At 67.8% G+C, this 19,766-nt stretch carries 16 protein-coding genes, 1 rRNA gene and 1 riboswitch; of the genes, 15 read left to right on the top strand and 2 right to left on the bottom strand.

What is annotated here, in order from left to right; all coding sequences use genetic code 11:
* Positions 1-12 precede the first annotated feature (12 nt).
* The 10 genes from BEP68_RS14555 to argH all read left to right on the top strand — a co-directional run bounded on the left by BEP68_RS14555 (position 13) and on the right by argH (position 11,784).
* Positions 13-729 (top strand): DUF402 domain-containing protein, encoded by a 717-nt coding sequence (locus BEP68_RS14555; protein ID WP_187250407.1) that lies wholly within the window; start codon positions 13-15, stop codon positions 727-729.
* Positions 730-791: 62 nt separating this feature from the next.
* On the top strand, positions 792-1,754 hold the full coding sequence (locus tag BEP68_RS14550; RefSeq protein WP_187250406.1) for an NAD-dependent epimerase/dehydratase family protein: 963 nt from the start codon (positions 792-794) through the stop codon (positions 1,752-1,754).
* A gap of 21 nt (positions 1,755-1,775) precedes the next feature.
* Positions 1,776-1,869, top strand: a riboswitch (TPP riboswitch).
* Positions 1,860-2,708 carry a hydroxyethylthiazole kinase gene (thiM, locus tag BEP68_RS14545; RefSeq protein ID WP_187250405.1) on the top strand — a complete coding sequence of 283 codons (849 nt, stop codon included), beginning with the start codon at positions 1,860-1,862 and terminating at the stop codon, positions 2,706-2,708. (Overlaps the previous riboswitch by 10 nt.)
* A complete protein-coding gene (gene thiD / locus BEP68_RS14540) occupies positions 2,705-4,855 on the top strand; it encodes a bifunctional hydroxymethylpyrimidine kinase/phosphomethylpyrimidine kinase (RefSeq protein ID WP_187250404.1) in 2,151 nt (716 codons plus the stop codon). Before thiM ends, thiD begins: the two co-directional genes overlap by 4 nt.
* A 244-nt stretch (positions 4,856-5,099) precedes the next feature.
* Positions 5,100-6,152 carry an N-acetyl-gamma-glutamyl-phosphate reductase gene (argC, locus tag BEP68_RS14535; protein ID WP_187250403.1) on the top strand — a complete coding sequence of 351 codons (1,053 nt, stop codon included), beginning with the start codon at positions 5,100-5,102 and terminating at the stop codon, positions 6,150-6,152.
* On the top strand, positions 6,149-7,306 hold the full coding sequence (gene argJ / locus BEP68_RS14530) for a bifunctional glutamate N-acetyltransferase/amino-acid acetyltransferase ArgJ (RefSeq protein WP_187250402.1): 1,158 nt from the start codon (positions 6,149-6,151) through the stop codon (positions 7,304-7,306). Before argC ends, argJ begins: the two co-directional genes overlap by 4 nt.
* Positions 7,303-8,220, top strand: a complete 918-nt coding sequence (gene argB / locus BEP68_RS14525) for an acetylglutamate kinase (protein WP_053096875.1) — start codon at positions 7,303-7,305, stop codon at positions 8,218-8,220. The genes argJ and argB overlap by 4 nt, the downstream gene beginning before the upstream one ends.
* Positions 8,217-9,428, top strand: coding sequence for an acetylornithine transaminase (locus BEP68_RS14520; RefSeq protein ID WP_053096873.1), 1,212 nt, complete (start codon positions 8,217-8,219; stop codon positions 9,426-9,428). Before argB ends, BEP68_RS14520 begins: the two co-directional genes overlap by 4 nt.
* Positions 9,425-10,354, top strand: coding sequence for an ornithine carbamoyltransferase (gene argF, locus BEP68_RS14515; RefSeq protein WP_056280178.1), 930 nt, complete (start codon positions 9,425-9,427; stop codon positions 10,352-10,354). The genes BEP68_RS14520 and argF overlap by 4 nt, the downstream gene beginning before the upstream one ends.
* Complete coding sequence (argH, locus tag BEP68_RS14510; RefSeq protein WP_187250401.1) at positions 10,354-11,784, top strand: argininosuccinate lyase; 1,431 nt, start codon at positions 10,354-10,356, stop codon at positions 11,782-11,784. Before argF ends, argH begins: the two co-directional genes overlap by 1 nt.
* Before the next feature lie 50 nt (positions 11,785-11,834).
* Here argH and BEP68_RS14505 read toward each other — a convergent pair whose 3' ends face one another.
* Positions 11,835-12,434: a DUF1349 domain-containing protein gene (locus BEP68_RS14505; protein ID WP_053096868.1), complete on the bottom strand. Its 600-nt coding sequence runs from the start codon at positions 12,432-12,434 to the stop codon at positions 11,835-11,837.
* Positions 12,435-12,493: 59 nt separating this feature from the next.
* Between BEP68_RS14505 and BEP68_RS14500 the strand changes: the two genes are divergently transcribed.
* The 4 genes from BEP68_RS14500 to BEP68_RS14485 all read left to right on the top strand — a co-directional run bounded on the left by BEP68_RS14500 (position 12,494) and on the right by BEP68_RS14485 (position 16,229).
* Positions 12,494-13,138 (top strand): SatD family protein, encoded by a 645-nt coding sequence (locus BEP68_RS14500; protein ID WP_053096866.1) that lies wholly within the window; start codon positions 12,494-12,496, stop codon positions 13,136-13,138.
* Positions 13,135-13,983 (top strand): hypothetical protein, encoded by an 849-nt coding sequence (locus BEP68_RS14495; RefSeq protein ID WP_187250400.1) that lies wholly within the window; start codon positions 13,135-13,137, stop codon positions 13,981-13,983. Before BEP68_RS14500 ends, BEP68_RS14495 begins: the two co-directional genes overlap by 4 nt.
* A 52-nt stretch (positions 13,984-14,035) precedes the next feature.
* Positions 14,036-15,337: a tyrosine--tRNA ligase gene (gene tyrS, locus BEP68_RS14490; RefSeq protein ID WP_082586687.1), complete on the top strand. Its 1,302-nt coding sequence runs from the start codon at positions 14,036-14,038 to the stop codon at positions 15,335-15,337.
* A 94-nt stretch (positions 15,338-15,431) separates the two neighbouring features.
* Positions 15,432-16,229, top strand: a complete 798-nt coding sequence (locus BEP68_RS14485) for a DUF4184 family protein (RefSeq protein WP_187250399.1) — start codon at positions 15,432-15,434, stop codon at positions 16,227-16,229.
* Here the strand turns inward: BEP68_RS14485 and BEP68_RS14480 are convergent.
* The gene (locus BEP68_RS14480) at positions 16,214-17,560 is read right to left on the bottom strand and encodes a CoA transferase (protein ID WP_315985319.1); all 1,347 of its coding nucleotides are present in this window, start codon (positions 17,558-17,560) and stop codon (positions 16,214-16,216) included. The two genes, BEP68_RS14485 and BEP68_RS14480, sit on opposite strands and share 16 nt — an antisense overlap.
* A gap of 592 nt (positions 17,561-18,152) precedes the next feature.
* Here BEP68_RS14480 and BEP68_RS14475 point away from each other — a divergent pair.
* A 16S ribosomal RNA gene (locus BEP68_RS14475) occupies positions 18,153-19,677 on the top strand.
* Positions 19,678-19,766: the final 89 nt, after the last annotated feature.

Below are 19,766 nucleotides of genomic sequence, written 5' to 3'. Positions count from 1 at the left end.
TACCGTGTCGGGATGAGCATCCTGCCCCACAGCACTCCCGCGGCGGTTCCCGATGGTGTCCGACCGATGGGTGAAGCGCCGTTCCTCGAACCCGGCGACCAGATCTCCTGGCACTACCGCAAGCCCGGCTGGCAGCCCGGCGATGCGTCGACCATCACGCCCATGCGGGTGGTCCGCGACGATGAACGCGGTCTGGTGGCATGGCTCGCTCCGGGCACGCTTCAGGAGGGGCAGGGCACTCCGGCGGGCGAGCGCATCCGGACCGTTCCGCTCGAGCGTCGGTGGCTCGATCCGCGTACCCGGATCGTGGAGGAGTGGTGGGGCAACGGCATCCTCCGCATCGCTCCGGCCGGTGCGGCGTGGTCGGTGTGGCTGTTCTGGAGCGATGTGAGCGGTCCCGAGTGGGAGTTCGCCGGGTGGTACGTGAATCTCGAGAACGCGCATCTGCGCACCGACCGCGACACGTATTCATCGGATCACATCCTCGACGTGGAGATCCAGGCGGACGGTCAGGTGCACCTCAAGGACGAGGACGAGGTGATCGCGGCCGTCGAGCAGGGACGTCTCACCTCTGAGCAGGCCGCGCAGATCGAACGACACGCGGACGCGGCGATCGAGTCCTTCCATCACGGTGACTGGCCGTTCGACGCCGAATGGCGCGACTGGCGCCCGGATCCCTCGTGGACGGTCCCGGAACTGTCCGGCCTGTCGGATCTTCGCACGAGCTGACCGGCATCCGCCCTGAGCGGAAGACCCTTCCCCTCGCGCGGCGAAGATGGTGGCATGGGGTCATGACGGATGTTCTGATCCTCGGCGGCACCGGCTGGCTGTCCGGCCGCATCGCCAGACGGCTGCTCCTGAGCGGGGCGACGGTGATGTGCCTGGCGCGCGGAGGACGCCCGTCTCCGGAGGGCGCGAGCCTGGTGCTGGCCGATCGTGACGCGGCGGACGCCTACGATACGGTGTCCGGTCGGGAGTGGGATCACGTGATCGACGTCTCGTCGAACGCGGCCCACGTCTCCGCTGCGGTCGCGGCACTCGGTGAGCGAGCGGGCCGCTGGACGTACGTCTCGTCGATGTCGGCATACTCCGACGAGGAGACCGTCGGTGCAGACGAGTCGGCGACGCTGCATCCGCCGGCTGAGAGGGGAGACGACGAGTACGGCCGGCAGAAGGTGGCCGCCGAGGACGCCGTGCGTGCACTCGGCGACCGCACCCTGATCGTGCGCCCGGGATTGATCGTCGGGGCGGACGACCCGAGCGATCGTTTCGGGTACTGGGCTACCGCTTTTCTGCGTGCCGAGGACGGCCCCGTGCTGCTTCCGCCTGTCGAGGAGCGAGACGTGCAGGTGATCGACGTCGACGACCTGTCCGAGTTCGTCGCCACCACGAGGGCCACCGGTGTGATCAACACGATCGGCGATCGGCATCGGCTGGGCGAGGTCCTCGACGCCGTGCGCAGACGTGCGGGGCACCGGGGAGACACGGTCGCGGCATCTGACGCCGGGCTCGTCGAGCACGGTGTGGCGTATTGGGCGGGGGAGCGGTCGCTGCCGCTGTGGCTGCCGAGCGAGATGACCGGATTCATGACCAGGTCGAACGCCCGCTACCGCGCGGCAGGAGGTCGGCTTCGTCCGCTCGACGAGACGATCGCCGCCGTGGTCGATGACGAGCAGGCGCGCGGCATGGATCGGGACCGGCGGGCAGGGCTCACTCGCGGCGACGAACTCGCGCTGTTGCAGCTGCTCGACTGATCGGGGCCTCGCTAGACTGCGATCAGTGACACGGGGTGCCGCATCCGCGGCTGAGAACAGACCCGTCGAACCTGATCTAGTTCGTACTAGCGAAGGGATGTCGCGTTGAGCGATCGTCTGCGTCCTGATTCCGAATCGACCTTGGCCACCTCGGCGGCTGAGCTCCTGACAGGGCTGCGCGACAGCCCACCCTTGACCCATTGCATCACCAACAGCGTCGTCACGGGCTTCACCGCGAACGTGCTGCTCGCCCTCGGCGCGGCGCCGGCGATGGTCGACATCGTCGGTGAGGCGGGGATGTTCGCCGGGGTGGCCTCCGGGGTGCTGATCAACCTCGGTACGCCGACTCCGGAGCAGCGTGCGGCGAGCCGTGAAGCCGCGGCAGGAGCCCTCGCCGCAGGTACTCCGTGGGTGCTGGATCCCGTCGCGATCGGCGCGCTGCCGGTGCGCACGGCACTCGCGCACGAGCTGGCCGACGCACGCCCCACGGCGATCAGGGGGAACGCCTCGGAGATCCTCGCCCTCGCGGGGCTCAGCGCTGGGGGGCGCGGCGTCGATGCGACGGACACGACCGATGCCGCGGCCGAAGCGGCACTCGCACTCGCTTCGCGGCACGGCGCGGTGGTCGCGGTGTCGGGACCGGTCGACCTGGTGACGGATGGAGCACGATTGCTCCGCATCGCGAACGGTCATGAACTGCTCACCCGTGTCACCGGCGGCGGATGCGCGCTGGGTGCTGTCATGGCGGCGTTCCTCGGTGCGGCGCGCTCGACCGCTGCGGATCCGCTCACCGCCGTCTCGGCGGCGAGCCTCGTGTACACGATCGCCGCCGAGCGCGCCGCGGCGCGGGCCCCGGGCCCCGGCAGCTTCGCCGTCGCACTGCTCGACGCGCTCGCCGCCGTGCAGCCGGAGGACCTCGCCGTCGCCGCGCGTGTGCAGGAGCACGCGCTGTGATCGCGGACCTCTCCCTCTACCTCGTCACGGATCCCACCCTCTGCGGCGCGCGGGGCGTCGTGGAGACGGTGCGACTCGCCGTCGACGGGGGCGTGCGCATCGTCCAGCTGCGCGACAAGGACGCGACGGATGCCGAGACCGCCGATCAGTTGATCGAGCTCTCACGGGTGATCGACGGCCGTGCACTGCTCGTGGTGAACGACCGCGTCGAGGCGGCGCTGATCGCTCGCGCCAGGGGAGCGCGGGTCGACGGCGTGCACCTCGGCCAGGGCGACGTATCGGTGCTGCGGGCACGCGAGCGGCTGGGACCCGAGGCGATCATCGGGTTGACGGCGAACACGTCGGAGCATCTCGACGCCGTGGCCGCGCTGCCGGCGGGAACGGTCGACTATCTCGGCGTCGGCGTGATCCGTCCCACCGCCACCAAGCCGGATCACCCGCCGGCCCTGGGAATCGACGGCTTCGGTGCGCTCGCCGCGAGGACCGCACTGCCATGCGTCGCCATCGGCGGCGTGGGAATCGACGACATCGAGCGCCTTCGGGATGCGGGTGCGGCGGGGCTCGCCGTCGTCTCCGCCATCTGCGCCGCCGTCGATCCGACGAGGACGGCCCGGGCATTCCTCAGCCGATGGAGGGCTTCGGGCACACCTCGCGTGCTCAGCATCGCGGGGAGCGACCCGTCGGGCGGGGCGGGGATCCAGGCCGATCTCAAGTCGATCGCCGCGAACGGGGGCTATGGCATGGCGGCTGTCACGGCGCTCACGGCGCAGAACACCAGGGGAGTCCGAGCGGTGCACGTGCCTCCTGCCGAGTTCCTCCGGCAGCAGCTCGATGCCATCTCGGACGACATCGTCATCGACGCGGTGAAGATCGGGATGCTGGCGAACACGGAGGTGATCGCCACCGTCGCCGCCTGGCTCGACGCCGTCCGTCCGCCGATCGTCGTGCTCGACCCGGTCATGGTCGCGACCAGCGGTGATCGCCTGCTCGATGAGGATGCCGAGCGCGCACTCTGCGGCCTCCTCGAGCGCGCTCATGTCGTGACGCCCAACCTCGCCGAGCTCGCCGCGCTCTCCGATCGTCCGATCACGGGGTGGGACGACGCGCTCGAGGCCGGGGCCGAGCTCTCCGCCCGCATCGGCGGGGCGGTGCTCGTCAAGGGAGGGCACCTCGACGGCGACGACGTTCCGGACGCGTTGATCGATGTCGCCGGAGGCGTCAGACACGGCTATCCCGGGTCGCGCATCATGACACACAACACGCACGGCACCGGATGCTCCCTGTCGTCGGCCCTCGCCACCCGCCTCGCCGGAGGGGAGTCCCCTGTCGACGCGGTGGAATCGGCGAGGACCTGGCTGCGGGAATCCCTGAGGCAGAGCGATGCGCTCGACATCGGGAGCGGTCACGGACCGGTGAACCACTTCGGCGGCCTCTGGCGACGAGGGGGACTCGAGGCCGCACCCGAGCGTGCCGACCTCCGCGATCGGTGGTGGGACCGGATCGCGCACGTGCGGGCCGACATCGACGAGCTGTCCTTCATCCGCGCTCTGGCCGACGGGACTCTCGACCGCGAACGGTTCCTCTTCTACCTCCGACAGGATGCGCTGTATCTCCCGGAGTACGCCCGAGTGCTCGCAGCGGCCGCGCGGATCGCGCCCACACCGCACGAGCAGGCGTTCTGGGCTCAGTCGGCGCAGGGGGCGATCACCGGAGAGCTCGAGCTCCATGCATCGTGGCTGGCGCCGGGCGCGGGAGTGGAAGCGGCGACCTTCGCCGTCGATCCGGCGCCTGCGACCGTCGCGTACCTCGACCACCTGCGCTCCGTGGCCTTCGGCGGCGACTACGCCGAGCTCATCGCGGCCGTGCTGCCGTGCTTCTGGCTGTACACCGATCTCGGAACCCGCCTGCACGCGGGGGAGTTCGACGCGTACGCCCGAGACCCGCAGCATCCCTACGCGTCGTGGCTCGCGACGTATGCCGACCCCGCGTTCGAGAAGGCGACGGAGCAGGCGATCGACCATGTGATGCATGCGGCGACGGAGTCGGATGCCGCGGGGCGGCGACGGATGCTCCGCGCTTTCGAGGTCTCCAGCGCGCACGAACTCGCCTTCTTCGCGGCGCCGGCACTCCACGCGTCCGGCGGATGACGGACCCGATTTGCGCATGCCGCGACGAGCGCGCTATCGTCGCGGCATGCCTTCGGCCGCCACCGCTCCTCTGACGCTCGTTCCGAGCGTCATCGCCGTGCGCCGACGCCGCAGCGGCCGCCGACTCTAGGCGACCCTGCGCTTCTGCCTGCGTACGCACGGCGGTCGAGTGCCGGTGTCGCCGCCCCGGTTCCCGACACTGCACCCCGCGTTCGCCGAGGGGTCCGACCGTTAAGGTAGAAGAATGACGTACTCCGTCGCCGTCTCCGGCGCATCCGGCTACGCGGGCGGCGAGATCCTGCGCCTCCTCGCGTCTCATCCCGACATCGAGATCCGCACGGTGACAGCGCACTCGAACGCCGGTCAACCGCTCGTGCAGCATCAGCCGCACCTGCGGTCGCTCGCACACCTCGCCCTGCAGGACACCACGCCCGAGACGCTCGCCGGGCACGACATCGTCTTCCTCGCTCTGCCGCACGGGCAGTCCGGGCAGTACACCGACGCGCTCGGCGACACCCCGCTCGTGATCGACGCGGGAGCGGACCACCGACTGACGTCGCAGGATTCCTGGGACGCGTTCTACGGCGGCGACTTCCACGAACCGTGGGCCTACGGCGTTCCCGAGCTGCTCGTCGGCGGTGTCAAGCAGCGCGAGACGCTGCGCGAGGCGACGCGCATCGCCGCTCCCGGCTGCAACGCCTCGACCGTGAGCCTGAGCCTGGCCCCCGGGGTCGCCGCAGGGGTGATCGACGCGGGGGACATCGTCTCGGTGCTCGCCGTCGGCCCGTCCGGAGCGGGGAAGAGCCTCAAGACCAACCTGCTCGCCGGCGAGATCCTCGGCACAGCCAATCCCTACGCGGTCGGGGGCACGCACCGGCACATCCCGGAGATCCGCCAGGCGCTCGCCGCGGCATCCGGCTCCCCAGCCGACGGCATCCGCATCTCGTTCACGCCTGTGCTGGTTCCGATGTCGCGGGGCATCCTCGCCACCTCGACCGCGCCGATCGTCGGCGATGTCAGCGATGCGGAGATCCGCGCCGCCTGGGAGGACGCCTACGGCGACGAGACCTTCGTGCAGTTGCTGCCCGCCGGTCAGTTCCCGCGCACGGCCGATGTCCTCGGTGCGAACACCGCCCTGATCGGTCTCGCGATCGATCGCGCGGCGAACCGCGTGACGGTGGTCACCGCGGTCGACAACCTCGTCAAGGGCACCGCCGGCGCTGCCGTCCAATCCATGAACCTCGCGCTGGGGCTGCCCGAGTCCCGCGCCCTCTCAGTGAACGGAGTCGCGCCGTGAGCGTCACCGCCCCCGCAGGATTCGAAGCGGCCGGAGTCGCCGCAGGTCTCAAATCGACCGGAAAGCCCGATGTCGCCGTCGTGGTCAATCGTGGCCCGCGCAAGGTCGGTGCGGCTGTGTTCACCAGCAACCGCGCCAAGGCGAACCCCATCATCTGGTCGCAGCAGGCCGTCGCCGATCGTGTGGTCGAGGCCGTCGTGCTGAACTCCGGAGGCGCGAACTGCTTCACCGGCAGCTTCGGCTTCCAGACGACGCACCAGACCGCAGAGAAGGCGGCCGAGCTGCTCGGCGTCGGCGCCGGCGACGTGCTCGTGTGCTCGACCGGCCTCATCGGAGTCGGTGACGAGGTGTTCCGGGGCAAGGTCCTCTCGGGCACCGAACAGGCGATCGCCGAGCTGTCGACAGACGGCGGCGATGTCGCGGCCGAGGCCATCATGACCACCGACAGCGTGTCGAAGACCGCCGTGGTCAGCCGAGACGGCTGGACCATCGGCGGGATGGCCAAGGGAGCGGGCATGCTCGCTCCCGGGCTCGCCACGATGCTCGTCGTCATCACGACGGATGCCGTGCTCGAGCCTCTCGAGGCGGATGCCGCGCTGCGATTCGCCACCGGCACGACGTTCGACCGCCTCGATTCGGACGGATGCATGTCGACCAACGATCAGGTCACACTGCTCGCGAACGGCGCTTCCGAGGTGGTGCCCGACCTCAAGGACTTCTCCGCCGCGCTGGCAGAGCTGTGCCAGCAGCTCGCGGTCAAGCTGCAGGGCGACGCCGAGGGGGCCAGCCACGACATCACCATCGAGGTGCAGCACGCCGCGACCGAGGCGGAGGCGGTCGAGGTCGGCCGCTCCGTCGCGCGCAACAATCTCTTCAAGGCCGCCATCTTCGGCAACGACCCCAACTGGGGGCGGGTGCTCGCAGCGATCGGCACCACGAACGCCCAGTTCGACCCGTACGACGTCGACGTCTGGATGAACGGCGTCCGGGTGTGCAGCGAGGGCGGCCCCGACCGTCCGCGCGAGGAGGTCGACCTCACCCCGCGTGCCACGCATCTCGTGATCGATCTCAAGGTCGGCGATGCCACCGCGACGATCCTCACGAACGACCTCACCCACGATTACGTGCACGAGAACAGCGCCTACGCCTCATGACCGACATTCAGGACACCACCCCGGACGTCGCCGCCGTGAAGGCCGCGACGCTCATCGAGTCGCTCCCGTGGCTGAAGAAGTTCCGCGACCAGATCGTCGTCGTCAAGTACGGCGGCAATGCGATGGTCTCCGACGAGCTGCAGGAGGCGTTCGCACAGGACATCGCGTACCTGCGCTACGTCGGCGTGCTGCCGGTCGTCGTGCACGGCGGCGGACCGCAGATCTCCGACATGCTCCAGCGACTCGAGATCCCGAGCGAGTTCAAGGGTGGCTACCGGGTCACCAACACCGAGGCGATCAGCGTCGTGCGCATGGTCCTCACCGGCCAGGTGAACCCGCAGCTCGTCTCGAAGATCAACTCGCACGGTCCGATCGCCACCGGGCTGAGCGGGGAGGACGCCGGCCTGTTCGGCGGTCGTCGTCGCGGTGTCGTGATCGACGGCGAGGAGATCGACCTCGGACGCGTCGGCGACGTCGTGGAGGTCGACCCGACGCCCGTGCTCGATCACCTCGCAGCGGGACGCGTGCCTGTCGTCTCGAGCATCGCGCCCGACCTCGATCACCCCGGCCAGTCGCTCAACGTGAACGCGGATGCCGCGGCGGCGGCCCTCGCCGTGGCGCTCAACGCTCGCAAGCTCGTCATCCTCACCGACGTGCCGGGGCTCTATGCCGACTGGCCCAACCGCGACTCGCTCGTGTCGCACCTCACCTCGGAGGCTCTCATCGAGATGCTGCCGACACTCGAATCCGGCATGATCCCGAAGATGAAGGCCTGCCTGGATGCGATCGAAGGCGGCGTTGATGCCGCCGCGATCATCGACGGACGCGTGCCGCACTCGGTGCTCGTCGAACTCTTCACCAGCAAGGGAATCGGAACTGAAGTGGTCTTGGGAAGCGCAGGGATGAACGCATGAGCAACTGGCAGGATGACGCAGCGAGCGATCTGGTCCTCAACGCGGGCCCGCGCCTGGCGATGCTGACACGAGGAGAGGGGTCCTACCTCTGGGACTCCGAGGGCAAGCGCCACCTCGACTTCCTCGCCGGCATCGCGGTGACCTCGCTCGGTCACGCGCACCCGGTGTTCGTCGAGGCCGTGTCGAGACAGGCCGCGACTCTCGCGCACGTGTCGAACTACTTCGCGACGCCCTGGCAGCTCGCGCTCGCCGCACGGCTGAAGCGCCTTGCGGGCGCCGGGATCGACGGCCGCGTGTTCTTCTCGAACTCCGGCGCCGAGGCGAACGAAGCGGCGTTCAAGCTCGCCCGACTCCACGGGGGAACGGACAAGCCGCGCATCCTCGCGCTCGAGAACGGATTCCACGGGCGCACCATGGGGTCACTCGCGCTGACGGCCAAGGCCGCGATGCGCGCGCCGTTCGAGCCGATGCCCGGAGGAGTGGAGCACATCCCGGCGACCGTCGAGGCTCTGGAAGCCGCGATCGACGACCGGGTCGCCGCCGTCATCGTGGAGCCGATCCAGGGCGAGGCCGGCGTGGTCGAGCTTCCGGACGGCTATCTGCAGGCCGCCCGTTCGCTCACGCTGAAGCACGGGGCGCTGCTCATAGTCGACGAGATCCAGACGGGTGCCGGACGCACGGGGGCCTGGTTCGGCTTCAGCCACGAGGGCATCACTCCTGACGCGATCACGCTCGCGAAGGGCATCGGCGGAGGCTTCCCGATCGGCGCTCTCGTCACCTACGGTGCGGCGAGCTCGCTCTTCACGCCGGGTTCTCACGGATCGACGTTCGGCGGCAACCCGCTGGCCACCGCCGTGGCCGACGCCGTGCTCACCGAGATCGAGAACGCCGGACTCGTCGAGAACGCTGCGCGTCGAGGCGAGGAGATCCGACAGATCATCGCGGACATCGACTCGCCCCTCGTCACGGGAGTGCGTGGCCGCGGGCTCCTCATCGGAGTGGCACTCGGCGCCCCCGTCGCGAACGACGTGGTCGCCGCTGCTCAGGAGCGCGGCCTCATCGTGAACGCCGCCAACCCCGAGACGGTGCGCATCGCCCCGGCTCTCACGATCGGAGACGCTGAACTCGCCGAGTTCCGCAAGCTCTTCGCCGATTCGCTCGCTGACGTACAGACATCCCTCGCCGAATCCGGAAAGGCCCTCGCATGACCCGCCACCTGCTGCGTGACGACGATCTGACCCCCGCCGAGCAGGCGGAGATCCTCGATCTCGCCATCGAGCTGAAGAAGGACCGCTGGGCGAACAAGGCTCTCGCCGGTCCCCAGACGGTCGCGGTGATCTTCGACAAGTCGTCCACCCGCACCCGCGTCTCCTTCGCGGTGGGCATCGCCGACCTCGGCGGCACGCCGCTGATCATCTCGACCGCGAGCAGCCAGCTCGGCGGCAAGGAGACGCCGTCCGACACCGCGCGGGTTCTCGAGCGCCAGGTCGCGGCGATCGTCTGGCGCACCTATGCGCAGGCGGGGCTCGAGGAGATGGCCGCCGGCACCACGGTGCCAGTCGTCAACGCCCTCTCCGACGACTTCCACCCGTGCCAGCTCCTCGCCGACCTGCTCACGATCCGAGAGCACAAGGGCGAGCTCAAGGGGCTGACCCTGACGTTCTTCGGCGACGGGCAGAGCAACATGGCGCACTCCTACGCACTGGCCGGTGTCACTGCCGGCATGCATGTGCGCATCGCGTCACCTGCGGAGTACGCCCCGCGCGCCGACGTCGTCGAGGCGGCCGACCGCCGGGCTGCGGAGACCGGCGGCTCGATCACGCTGTTCACGGATGCGGTCGAGGCTGCGGCCGGCGCCGACGTCGTGGTCACCGACACCTGGGTGTCGATGGGCAAGGAGGAGGAGAAGCTCGCGCGCATCCGCGATCTCGGCGGCTACAAGGTGACCCCCGAGACGATGGAGATCGCCGATTCCGAGGCCATCTTCATCCACTGCCTTCCCGCCGACCGCGGCTACGAGGTGGACTCCGAGGTCATCGACGGACCGCAGAGCGTCGTCTGGGATGAGGCCGAGAACCGTCTCCACGCGCAGAAGGCCCTGCTCGTCTGGCTGCTCGGCAAGAAGGACGCGTGATGGTCGACTCGAAGAACGAAGGCACGAACGAAGGCGCACTGTGGGGCGCCCGCTTCGCGAGCGGGCCGTCGCCCGAGCTCGTCGAGCTCAGCAGATCGACGCATTTCGACTGGATCCTCGCCCCGTACGACATCGCGGGCTCGCATGCGCACGCGACGGCGCTCGCGGCTGCCGGCTACCTCGAACCTGCTGAGGCGGCCAGGATGCATGAGGGGCTCGATGCCGTGGCGCGCAAGGTCGCCGACGGCACGCTGCAGCCCGTCCCCTCCGATGAGGACGTGCACGGTGCGCTCGAGCAGGCGCTGATCGCCGAGCTCGGTCCCGAACTGGGCGGACGCCTGCGTGCCGGACGCAGCCGCAACGATCAGATCGCCACTCTCGTGCGCATGTACCTGATCGATCACGCTCGAGTGATCGCGCGCGACATCCTCCGTGTCATCGACGCGCTCGTCGCGCAGGCCGAGGCCCACCCCGACGCGATCCTCCCCGGCCGCACGCATCTGCAGCACGCGCAGCCGGTGCTCCTCGCGCACCACCTCCAGGCCCATGGCTGGCCGCTCGTGCGCGAGCTCGAGCGTCTCGTCGACTGGCGTCGTCGCGCAGGCGTCTCGCCGTATGGCGGGGGAGCGCTCGCGGGCTCGACCCTCGGACTCGATCCTGCGCTGGTCGCATCGGAACTCGGACTCGATCGACCGGCGGAGAACTCGCTCGACGGCACCGCGGCACGCGACGTCGTCGCCGAGTTCGCCTTCATCGCGGCGATGACGGGTGTCGACATCTCGCGTCTGAGCGAGGAGATCATCCTCTGGAACACACGTGAGTTCGGCTTCGTCACGCTGCACGACGGGTACTCGACGGGGTCGAGCATCATGCCGCAGAAGAAGAACCCCGACATCGCGGAGCTCGCTCGCGGAAAGTCGGGGCGCCTGATCGGCAATCTGTCGGGGCTCATGGCGACGCTCAAGGGCCTCCCGTTGGCCTATAACCGCGACCTGCAGGAGGACAAGGAGCCGGTCTTCGATTCGGTCCAGACCCTCGAGGTCGTCCTTCCCGCGTTCGCCGGCATGATCGCGACGCTGCGCTTCGACACCGAGCGGATGGCGGCGCTCGCCCCCCAGGGATTCTCGCTCGCGACCGATGTCGCCGAGTGGCTCGTGAAGCGCCGGGTGCCGTTCCGCGACGCGCACGAGATCTCCGGCGCGCTCGTGCGGGCCTGCGAAGAACAGGGGATCGGTCTCGAGGACGCTTCCGACGAGCTGCTGCTCTCGGTCTCTCCGCATCTGGTCCCCGAGGTACGTGAGGTTCTCACGATCGAGGGTTCCGTGGCATCGCGCACCGGAGCCGGGGGAACGGCTCCCGTCCGAGTCGCCGAGCAGCGTGCCGAGCTCGTCGCCAGAGCGCAGGCCGCGGCGCACGCCCTGGGCCTGTAGTCGGTTGTGCACCGCCGGTCGACGCGATGTGCGGCGACCGGCGGGGCTCCTCAGTGCAGCGCGACGTCGGCGGTCGACCTCGTCCACCGGGTGAAGCGCACGACGAGTCCCGCGCGCGTCGGACCGGCGAGGAACGGGCCGGCGGATGCAGCGGCGTCGCCGGTGAACGGAGCGACGCGAACCAGTCGCCAGTCCTCGTCGTCCGCGCGTGCGCGCACGATCACCGCGTCCGGCCACCGGCTCACGCGGACGGTGATCTCTCGGCCGTGCCAGTCGTCGACGTATCCGACGGACCAGTCGGAGCGGATGTCGGTGACGACGGCGCCGAGTCCGAGGTGCTCGTCGGCGTACTCGATGCCCGCTTTGATCCAGTGCTCGTCGTCGATGCGCACGAAGACTCCTGCCTGGTCGAACTGGCCGTCCCATGGCGCGCGGAATGAGACGTCCATCGCCTCGCCCACGGCCAGGGGAGCCAGCAGCGCGTGCTCGGTGTCGTGGACGAATCCGTACGCCGTGTGTCGCCAGGCGTCGCTGCCTTCCGCGGCGGTCACGTCCAGGTGCTCGACCCCGTCGGCGGAGATCGTGGTGAGTGCGGCGGGTGAGTGGGTCCAGGAACCTTCGTCCCACCGGATGATGTCTGATTCAGGCATGTTCCGAGCATATAACCTAATAGGGCATAAATAGCAGTTATTCGTGATACGGTTATCACATGGTCATCGCCGTACTCGCCGACATCGTGGGATCGCGCAAGCTCGACGATCGCACGGCGGCGCAGCGCGTGCTCGATGACACGATCGCTCGGGTGGAGGCCGACCTGCCTCTGGCACATCACCCGCTCACCCCCACGGTGGGGGATGAGCAGCAGGGTGTCTATCTTCGGCTCGAAGACGCTCTGGTGTCGCTTCTCATGATCCAGCTCGCTCTTCCCGACGGCATCGCCTTCCGTTTCGGCATCGGGATCGGCGAGGTGCGCACCGTCGACTCCGTCCACGGCGAGCTCGCCGACGGGCCGGGGTGGTATGCGGCGCGCGCGGCGATCGAGACCGTCCACGCGAGAGAGGCACGCACCGTGCCGCGCACCCGGATCTGGATTGTCGGAGCCCCGGGGCAGGATGAGGTCATGGAGAGCGTGATCGCAGCATCGAACGCCTACCTCCTCGTCCGTGACGAGCTGGTCGGCGCCATGAACGAGCGCGAGCGCCGCCTCACCTACGGACGGATGGTCGGCAGATCGCAGCACGACCTCGCCGCCGAAGAGGGCATCTCGCAGCCCAGCGTCTCGAAGTCGTTGCGCAACGCCGGCAGCGCCGCACTCATCGAAGGTGCGGTCGCACTGAGGGGAGCGAGCGCATGATCGTCGCCGGATTCATCCTGCTCGCGGTCGGATCCGCCGATCTCGTCCGCCAGTTCGCTCCGCATCGATGGGCCGGGTACCTGACGGTGGCCGTGATGTTCCTGCTGCTCGGCAGCGTGAGCGACGCGCTGCTGCCCATGCTCGCAGGGCTCGTGGTCGGAGCGATCTGGGTCTGGTGCATGCCGTCGGAGCGCCGCGCACCGCTCGGGTTCTGGCCCGCGGTGCTGCTCGGTCTCCTGAGTATCGGATCGGTCGTATGGCTGGGGGCGCGCACTGATGCCGGCCTGATCGGCACCGTGTGGAACCTCCGTTCACCGTTCGGCGACGTCCCGTTCGATCTTGCGATCCTGACGCTCGGCACCGGGGTCTTCCTCCTCGAGTCGGCGAACCTAGTGGTGCGCGCGGCGCTCGACGGTGAGCACACCTGGCGACCGGCTGAACTGCGTCGATCGGCGATGCGCGACGAGGTCGACGCGGAACCTGCGGCGCCCGAGGCCACCACGCCCGGCGACGCGATCGGCGGCAGGGAGTCGACCGACGCCACGATGGCGGACAAGCCGGGCCGACCGGATGAAGCCACGGCTCTGCGCGACCCGCGCGCGGGATTCAAGGGCGGTCGACTGATCGGCCCGCTCGAGCGCATCCTGGTGATGCTGCTCACCCTGGCTGCGGCGTATCCGATCCTCGCCGCGATGCTGGCGGCGAAGGGGATCGTGCGCTTCCCTGAGATCTCCCGCGACGGTGAGACAGGTGCCAGGGCCGAGTACTTCCTCGTCGGCAGTCTCGTCAGCTGGGTCATCGGGTTGGGCGCGGCGTTCCTCGTGTGGTGGGCGGCGCACACCTGATCCACGGCGGCCCGGCGATTCACCGACCCTCACCGCTGATAGCCTGGGGCGCGTGTCGAATTCCGCTCTGACGACCGCCCCGCCGGCGATCGACCCCACGTTCGAGAACGTGTGGGACGAACTGCTGTGGCGCGGCCTCGTCCACGTGTCCACTGACCAGGAGGCGCTGCGCGCCCTTCTCGCCGGGGACCCGATCACGTATTACTGCGGCTTCGATCCGACTGCTCCCAGCCTGCATCTGGGCAACCTGGTGCAGCTGCTGACGTTGCGCCGCATCCAGCTCGCCGGCCACAAGCCGCTCGGTCTCGTCGGCGGCTCCACCGGTCTGATCGGCGACCCGCGCCCCACGGCCGAGCGCACGCTCAACACTCGCGAGACCGTCGAGGAGTGGGTGGGACGCCTGCGGACGCAGGTCGAGCGCTACCTGAGCTTCGAGGGCGAGAACGCCGCCCGCATCGTCAACAATCTCGATTGGACGGCGCCGCTGTCGGCGATCGACTTCCTGCGGGAGATCGGCAAGCACTACCGCGTCGGGACCATGCTCAAGAAGGATGCGGTCGCCGCGCGACTGAACTCCGACGAGGGCATCAGCTACACGGAGTTCAGCTACCAGATCCTGCAGGGGATGGACTTCCTCGAGCTCTACCGTCAGTACGACTGCGTCCTGCAGACCGGCGGCTCCGACCAATGGGGGAACCTGACCAGCGGCACCGACCTCATCCGTCGTGCCGAGGGTGCGTCGGCGCACGCGATCGGCACACCGCTGATCACGAACAGCGACGGGACCAAGTTCGGCAAGAGCGAGGGGAACGCCATCTGGCTCGACCCCGAGATGTGCAGTCCGTACCGGATGTACCAGTTCTGGCTGAGCACCGCGGATGCCGACGTGATCGGCAGGCTGAAGGTCTTCACCTTCCTCACCCGCGCCGAGATCGAGGAGTACGAGGCGCTGGTCGAGTCCGAGCCCTTCCGTCGCGCCGCACAGAAGCGTCTCGCGCTCGAGGTCGTCGCCACCGTGCACGGCATCGATGCGGCCGCTGCGGTGATCGCGGCATCCGAGGCACTGTTCGGACAGGGCGACCTGACTGCTCTCGACGCGTCGACGTTGCGCACGGCGCTCGAAGAGCTGCCGAACGCGACGGTCGATTCCGGGTCATCGGTGGTCGATGCGCTCGTCGCCACGGGATTGGTCTCCAGCTCGTCCGAAGCGCGACGCGCGATCAGCCAGGGTGGAGTGTCGCTCGACGGATCGCGTGTGGAAGACGATGCAGCCACCGTCAAGGGATCTCTGCCCGGTGGGGTTTCTGTGCTCCGCCGCGGCAAGAAGACCCTCGCAGGTGTCTTCCTCGCGTGAACATCCGACCCTGATCGCCTGACGGCGGTCGTCTGAGAGTCCTCGGACGGCCGCCGTCACGCTTCCACCGTTCACACTCGACAGGAGCCTGCCGATGCCGTTCACGCCGAGTCATGCAGTGGTCGCCCTCCCGTTCATCCGCACGCCGCTCGTGCCCGCTGCGATCGCGATCGGCGCCATGACGCCCGACCTTCCGCTGTTCATCCGCGGGGTCGGCCTGCCGTACTCGTTCACCCACTCATTCGGCAACGTCGTGTGGACCGCGCTGGTCGCTTTCGTGCTGTTCCTGCTGTGGCGCGTCGTGCTGCGCCCGGCCGTCGGTGAGCTCTCTCCGCTCTGGCTGGCTCGCCGGGTTCCTGTCGACTGGTCGCAGTCCGGCGTCGAAGCGGCCCGAGCCGCCGTCGGCGTCGGTGCTCGAGATCGGCTGTACCCGGCGATGCTCGCGGCATCGCTGGTGCTGGGAGTGCTGTCGCACATCGTCTGGGATCTCTTCACGCACGAGGGGCGTTGGGGCGTCGATGTGCTTCCCGCGCTCGACGATGTGTGGGGGCCGTTCATCGGATACAAGTGGCTGCAGTACGGCTCGAGCGTGATCGGCCTGCTCGTGATCGGTATCTGGGGGATTCTCCGGGTGAACCGCGCTGTTCCCCGCGAACGAGTGGATCGCGTGCTGCCGTCGGGCGTCCGAATCGCCTGGTGGCTGTCACTTCCCGTGGTGCTGATCACGGCGTGGGCCCTCGGCTACGCCGGCTACGGGCCGTTCACCGAGGAGTTCACCTACCAGCATCTGGCCTATCGGATGCTGCCGCCGGCGTGCGCCCTGTGGGGTGTGCTCACTCTCGTGCTCTGTCTGTCGCTGCCGGTGTTCCGACGCATTCACCAGCGCGGCTGATCGGATCCCCAGCGATGGGGGGCGGCGAGCTCGAGGCCGGGAAGCGCCGATCGCGCCGTGGTGATCGTCTGCCCTGCGACGTCGAACGTCGCGGTGTGGGCGGCGAGGTCCAGCACCCGTTCCCGCTCCGACCCCGATACCGATCGCGATCCCGAGGACCGTGGCATTCCGAGAAGCTCGGCGGCCACTCGACGCAGCGAAGTGCGCACCACCCAGCCACCACCTTCTCGACGGCGCCGCTCGAGCAGCGAGATGATCGAGGCTGCGAGCAGGTACCCGGCACTGTGATCGAGGGCCTGCGCTGGGAGGACCCCCGGGCGGTCGCCGTCCGGCGTCTCGATCATGGCGATCCCGGACTCCGCTTGCACCAGACTGTCGAACCCTGCGCGAGAGGGGTGGTCGTCGCCCCACGCACTGAGCTCCGCGATCACCAGACTCGGGTGCCGCTCGATCAGGGCGGATGCGGAGAGGCCGAGTCGCGCGAGGGCTGCCGGTCGGTACCCGAGGACGACGACGTCAGCCTCGGCGAGCAGCTGGTCGAAACGCTCGGTTCCGGCGTCGAGCAGCGTCGATCGCTTCCCGTGACCGGTGTCGAAGTGCTGCCACTCGGGCTCGGGCAGCTGCGGGGGATCGACGCGCAGCACGTCTGCTCCCAGCAGTGCGAGCGTGCGGGTGCAGACGGGACCGGCGATCACCCGGGTGAGATCGAGCACGCGGGTGCCGGTGAGTGGTGCACGACGATCGTCGCCGTCTCGCCGGCGCGGCTCCTCGCCGCTCGGGGAGGGCATCCGATCGACCTGGAGCAGGGGAGCGGACCGCAGCTGAGCGTCGTGGATGGGGTTCTCCGGCAGCACGGGCACGGCGAGTCCGCCCGCATCGACGATCCGATCGACAGCGTCGGCGGCCGACTGAGTCAGGATGGCCGCCCGGACGTCTTCGCCCGCTGCGTCGATTCCGAGCCCGAGACCGGTCAGAAGGCGCATCGCGTGGTGGGGGTAGTTGCCATGGGTGCGGATCCACCCGTCGGACGCCCGGAAGAATCCCGAGTACGGGGACCAGACATCGGGGGCGCGTCCGTCGACGGTGAGCACCCGATCGCTCCGGTACGCGACGGCGATGCGATCGGGGTCGGGGAGGGAGTCGACGCCGGCCGCCAGACACACGGCCCGAACGCTCGCCCAGGCCAGATCCGCCGTCGCGAGGCGCGACTCGAGAGGCACGGCGTGAACGAAGGGGGCGCCGGAATCGACCTCCACCGGCGCGAGCCCGAGGGCGGACCACACGCGGTCCAACAGAGCAGCGGAGGGGGTGCGATTCGGCAGCTGGGTCACGCTGCGATCGTACTCGTGGCGGCGATCTCCGCGGAATACCGGCGCTGGACTGGGAAAAGTGTTGACACCCGGTGCGGCGACACGCCCGGGGGTGGTGGCCCGATTTGCCAGAACCCCAGAACCCACGTAACTTATTACTTGTTCGCCCCACAGGGAAGCGGAGGAGCCGAGAGCTTCACCCCCCTCAAGCGGAGAACCACCTCCCGATCCACTCACTTGTGAGAACAGACGCCTGCGTCTAGGATGGGAGATCCACCCCATCTGCGGCTGTCAAGAGCTACGCAGCGGATCCAAGATCCGCGCGGCGCGCTGATTTGACAAGCGGGATGGGATGGCTAAGATAGAGAAGTTGCCCTTCGGGCCTGGTTGTGATGACTGGGTCGTGGGAGCATCCGATCCTTGAGAACTCAACAGCGTGCACTTGTCAAATGCCAAATAACCTCGATTCAGCTTCGGCTGGATGAGATTCCTTTGGATCAAAGACCAACCTCCTTGTGGGGTTGGCAACGGATAAAGTCAGCAATGATTTGTCTCTTTGGTCAGCATCAAACTCGCTGCGTCACCGTTTTCCCGGTGTCGTATGCATTTCTTTTTTACGGAGAGTTTGATCCTGGCTCAGGATGAACGCTGGCGGCGTGCTTAACACATGCAAGTCGAACGGTGAACACGGAGCTTGCTCTGTGGGATCAGTGGCGAACGGGTGAGTAACACGTGAGCAACCTGCCCCTGACTCTGGGATAAGCGCTGGAAACGGCGTCTAATACTGGATACGAGTAGCGACCGCATGGTCAGTTACTGGAAAGATTTATTGGTTGGGGATGGGCTCGCGGCCTATCAGCTTGTTGGTGAGGTAATGGCTCACCAAGGCGTCGACGGGTAGCCGGCCTGAGAGGGTGACCGGCCACACTGGGACTGAGACACGGCCCAGACTCCTACGGGAGGCAGCAGTGGGGAATATTGCACAATGGGCGCAAGCCTGATGCAGCAACGCCGCGTGAGGGATGACGGCCTTCGGGTTGTAAACCTCTTTTAGCAGGGAAGAAGCGAAAGTGACGGTACCTGCAGAAAAAGCGCCGGCTAACTACGTGCCAGCAGCCGCGGTAATACGTAGGGCGCAAGCGTTATCCGGAATTATTGGGCGTAAAGAGCTCGTAGGCGGTTTGTCGCGTCTGCTGTGAAATCCGGAGGCTCAACCTCCGGCCTGCAGTGGGTACGGGCAGACTAGAGTGCGGTAGGGGAGATTGGAATTCCTGGTGTAGCGGTGGAATGCGCAGATATCAGGAGGAACACCGATGGCGAAGGCAGATCTCTGGGCCGTAACTGACGCTGAGGAGCGAAAGGGTGGGGAGCAAACAGGCTTAGATACCCTGGTAGTCCACCCCGTAAACGTTGGGAACTAGTTGTGGGGTCCATTCCACGGATTCCGTGACGCAGCTAACGCATTAAGTTCCCCGCCTGGGGAGTACGGCCGCAAGGCTAAAACTCAAAGGAATTGACGGGGACCCGCACAAGCGGCGGAGCATGCGGATTAATTCGATGCAACGCGAAGAACCTTACCAAGGCTTGACATATACGAGAACGGGCCAGAAATGGTCAACTCTTTGGACACTCGTAAACAGGTGGTGCATGGTTGTCGTCAGCTCGTGTCGTGAGATGTTGGGTTAAGTCCCGCAACGAGCGCAACCCTCGTTCTATGTTGCCAGCACGTAATGGTGGGAACTCATGGGATACTGCCGGGGTCAACTCGGAGGAAGGTGGGGATGACGTCAAATCATCATGCCCCTTATGTCTTGGGCTTCACGCATGCTACAATGGCCGGTACAAAGGGCTGCAATACCGCGAGGTGGAGCGAATCCCAAAAAGCCGGTCCCAGTTCGGATTGAGGTCTGCAACTCGACCTCATGAAGTCGGAGTCGCTAGTAATCGCAGATCAGCAACGCTGCGGTGAATACGTTCCCGGGTCTTGTACACACCGCCCGTCAAGTCATGAAAGTCGGTAACACCTGAAGCCGGTGGCCTAACCCTTGTGGAGGGAGCCGTCGAAGGTGGGATCGGTAATTAGGACTAAGTCGTAACAAGGTAGCCGTACCGGAAGGTGCGGCTGGATCACCTCCTTTCTAAGGAGCATCTGACTCTTCGGAGTCCAGAACCCAGATCGAAGACGTTCGTTCTTCGCTGGGAGCTCATGGGTGGAACATTTGACATG

This window comes from Microbacterium sp. 4-7, from assembly GCF_014332665.1.
In the GTDB taxonomy this organism is placed as follows: domain Bacteria; phylum Actinomycetota; class Actinomycetes; order Actinomycetales; family Microbacteriaceae; genus Microbacterium.
Note: the sequence above shows the minus strand (reverse complement) of the source record. Positions and strands in the feature narration are given on the sequence as shown.

Coding starts and splice junctions, on each gene's coding strand:
- BEP68_RS14500 (WP_053096866.1), top strand. CDS start 12,494: ATGGTCATCGCCGTACTCGCCGACATCGTGGGATCGCGCAAGCTCGAC.
- argH (WP_187250401.1), top strand. CDS start 10,354: ATGGTCGACTCGAAGAACGAAGGCACGAACGAAGGCGCACTGTGGGGC.
- BEP68_RS14505 (WP_053096868.1), bottom strand. CDS start 12,434: ATGCCTGAATCAGACATCATCCGGTGGGACGAAGGTTCCTGGACCCAC.
- BEP68_RS14520 (WP_053096873.1), top strand. CDS start 8,217: ATGAGCAACTGGCAGGATGACGCAGCGAGCGATCTGGTCCTCAACGCG.
- BEP68_RS14550 (WP_187250406.1), top strand. CDS start 792: ATGACGGATGTTCTGATCCTCGGCGGCACCGGCTGGCTGTCCGGCCGC.
- BEP68_RS14495 (WP_187250400.1), top strand. CDS start 13,135: ATGATCGTCGCCGGATTCATCCTGCTCGCGGTCGGATCCGCCGATCTC.
- argB (WP_053096875.1), top strand. CDS start 7,303: ATGACCGACATTCAGGACACCACCCCGGACGTCGCCGCCGTGAAGGCC.
- BEP68_RS14555 (WP_187250407.1), top strand. CDS start 13: ATGAGCATCCTGCCCCACAGCACTCCCGCGGCGGTTCCCGATGGTGTC.
- BEP68_RS14485 (WP_187250399.1), top strand. CDS start 15,432: ATGCCGTTCACGCCGAGTCATGCAGTGGTCGCCCTCCCGTTCATCCGC.
- argC (WP_187250403.1), top strand. CDS start 5,100: ATGACGTACTCCGTCGCCGTCTCCGGCGCATCCGGCTACGCGGGCGGC.
- argF (WP_056280178.1), top strand. CDS start 9,425: ATGACCCGCCACCTGCTGCGTGACGACGATCTGACCCCCGCCGAGCAG.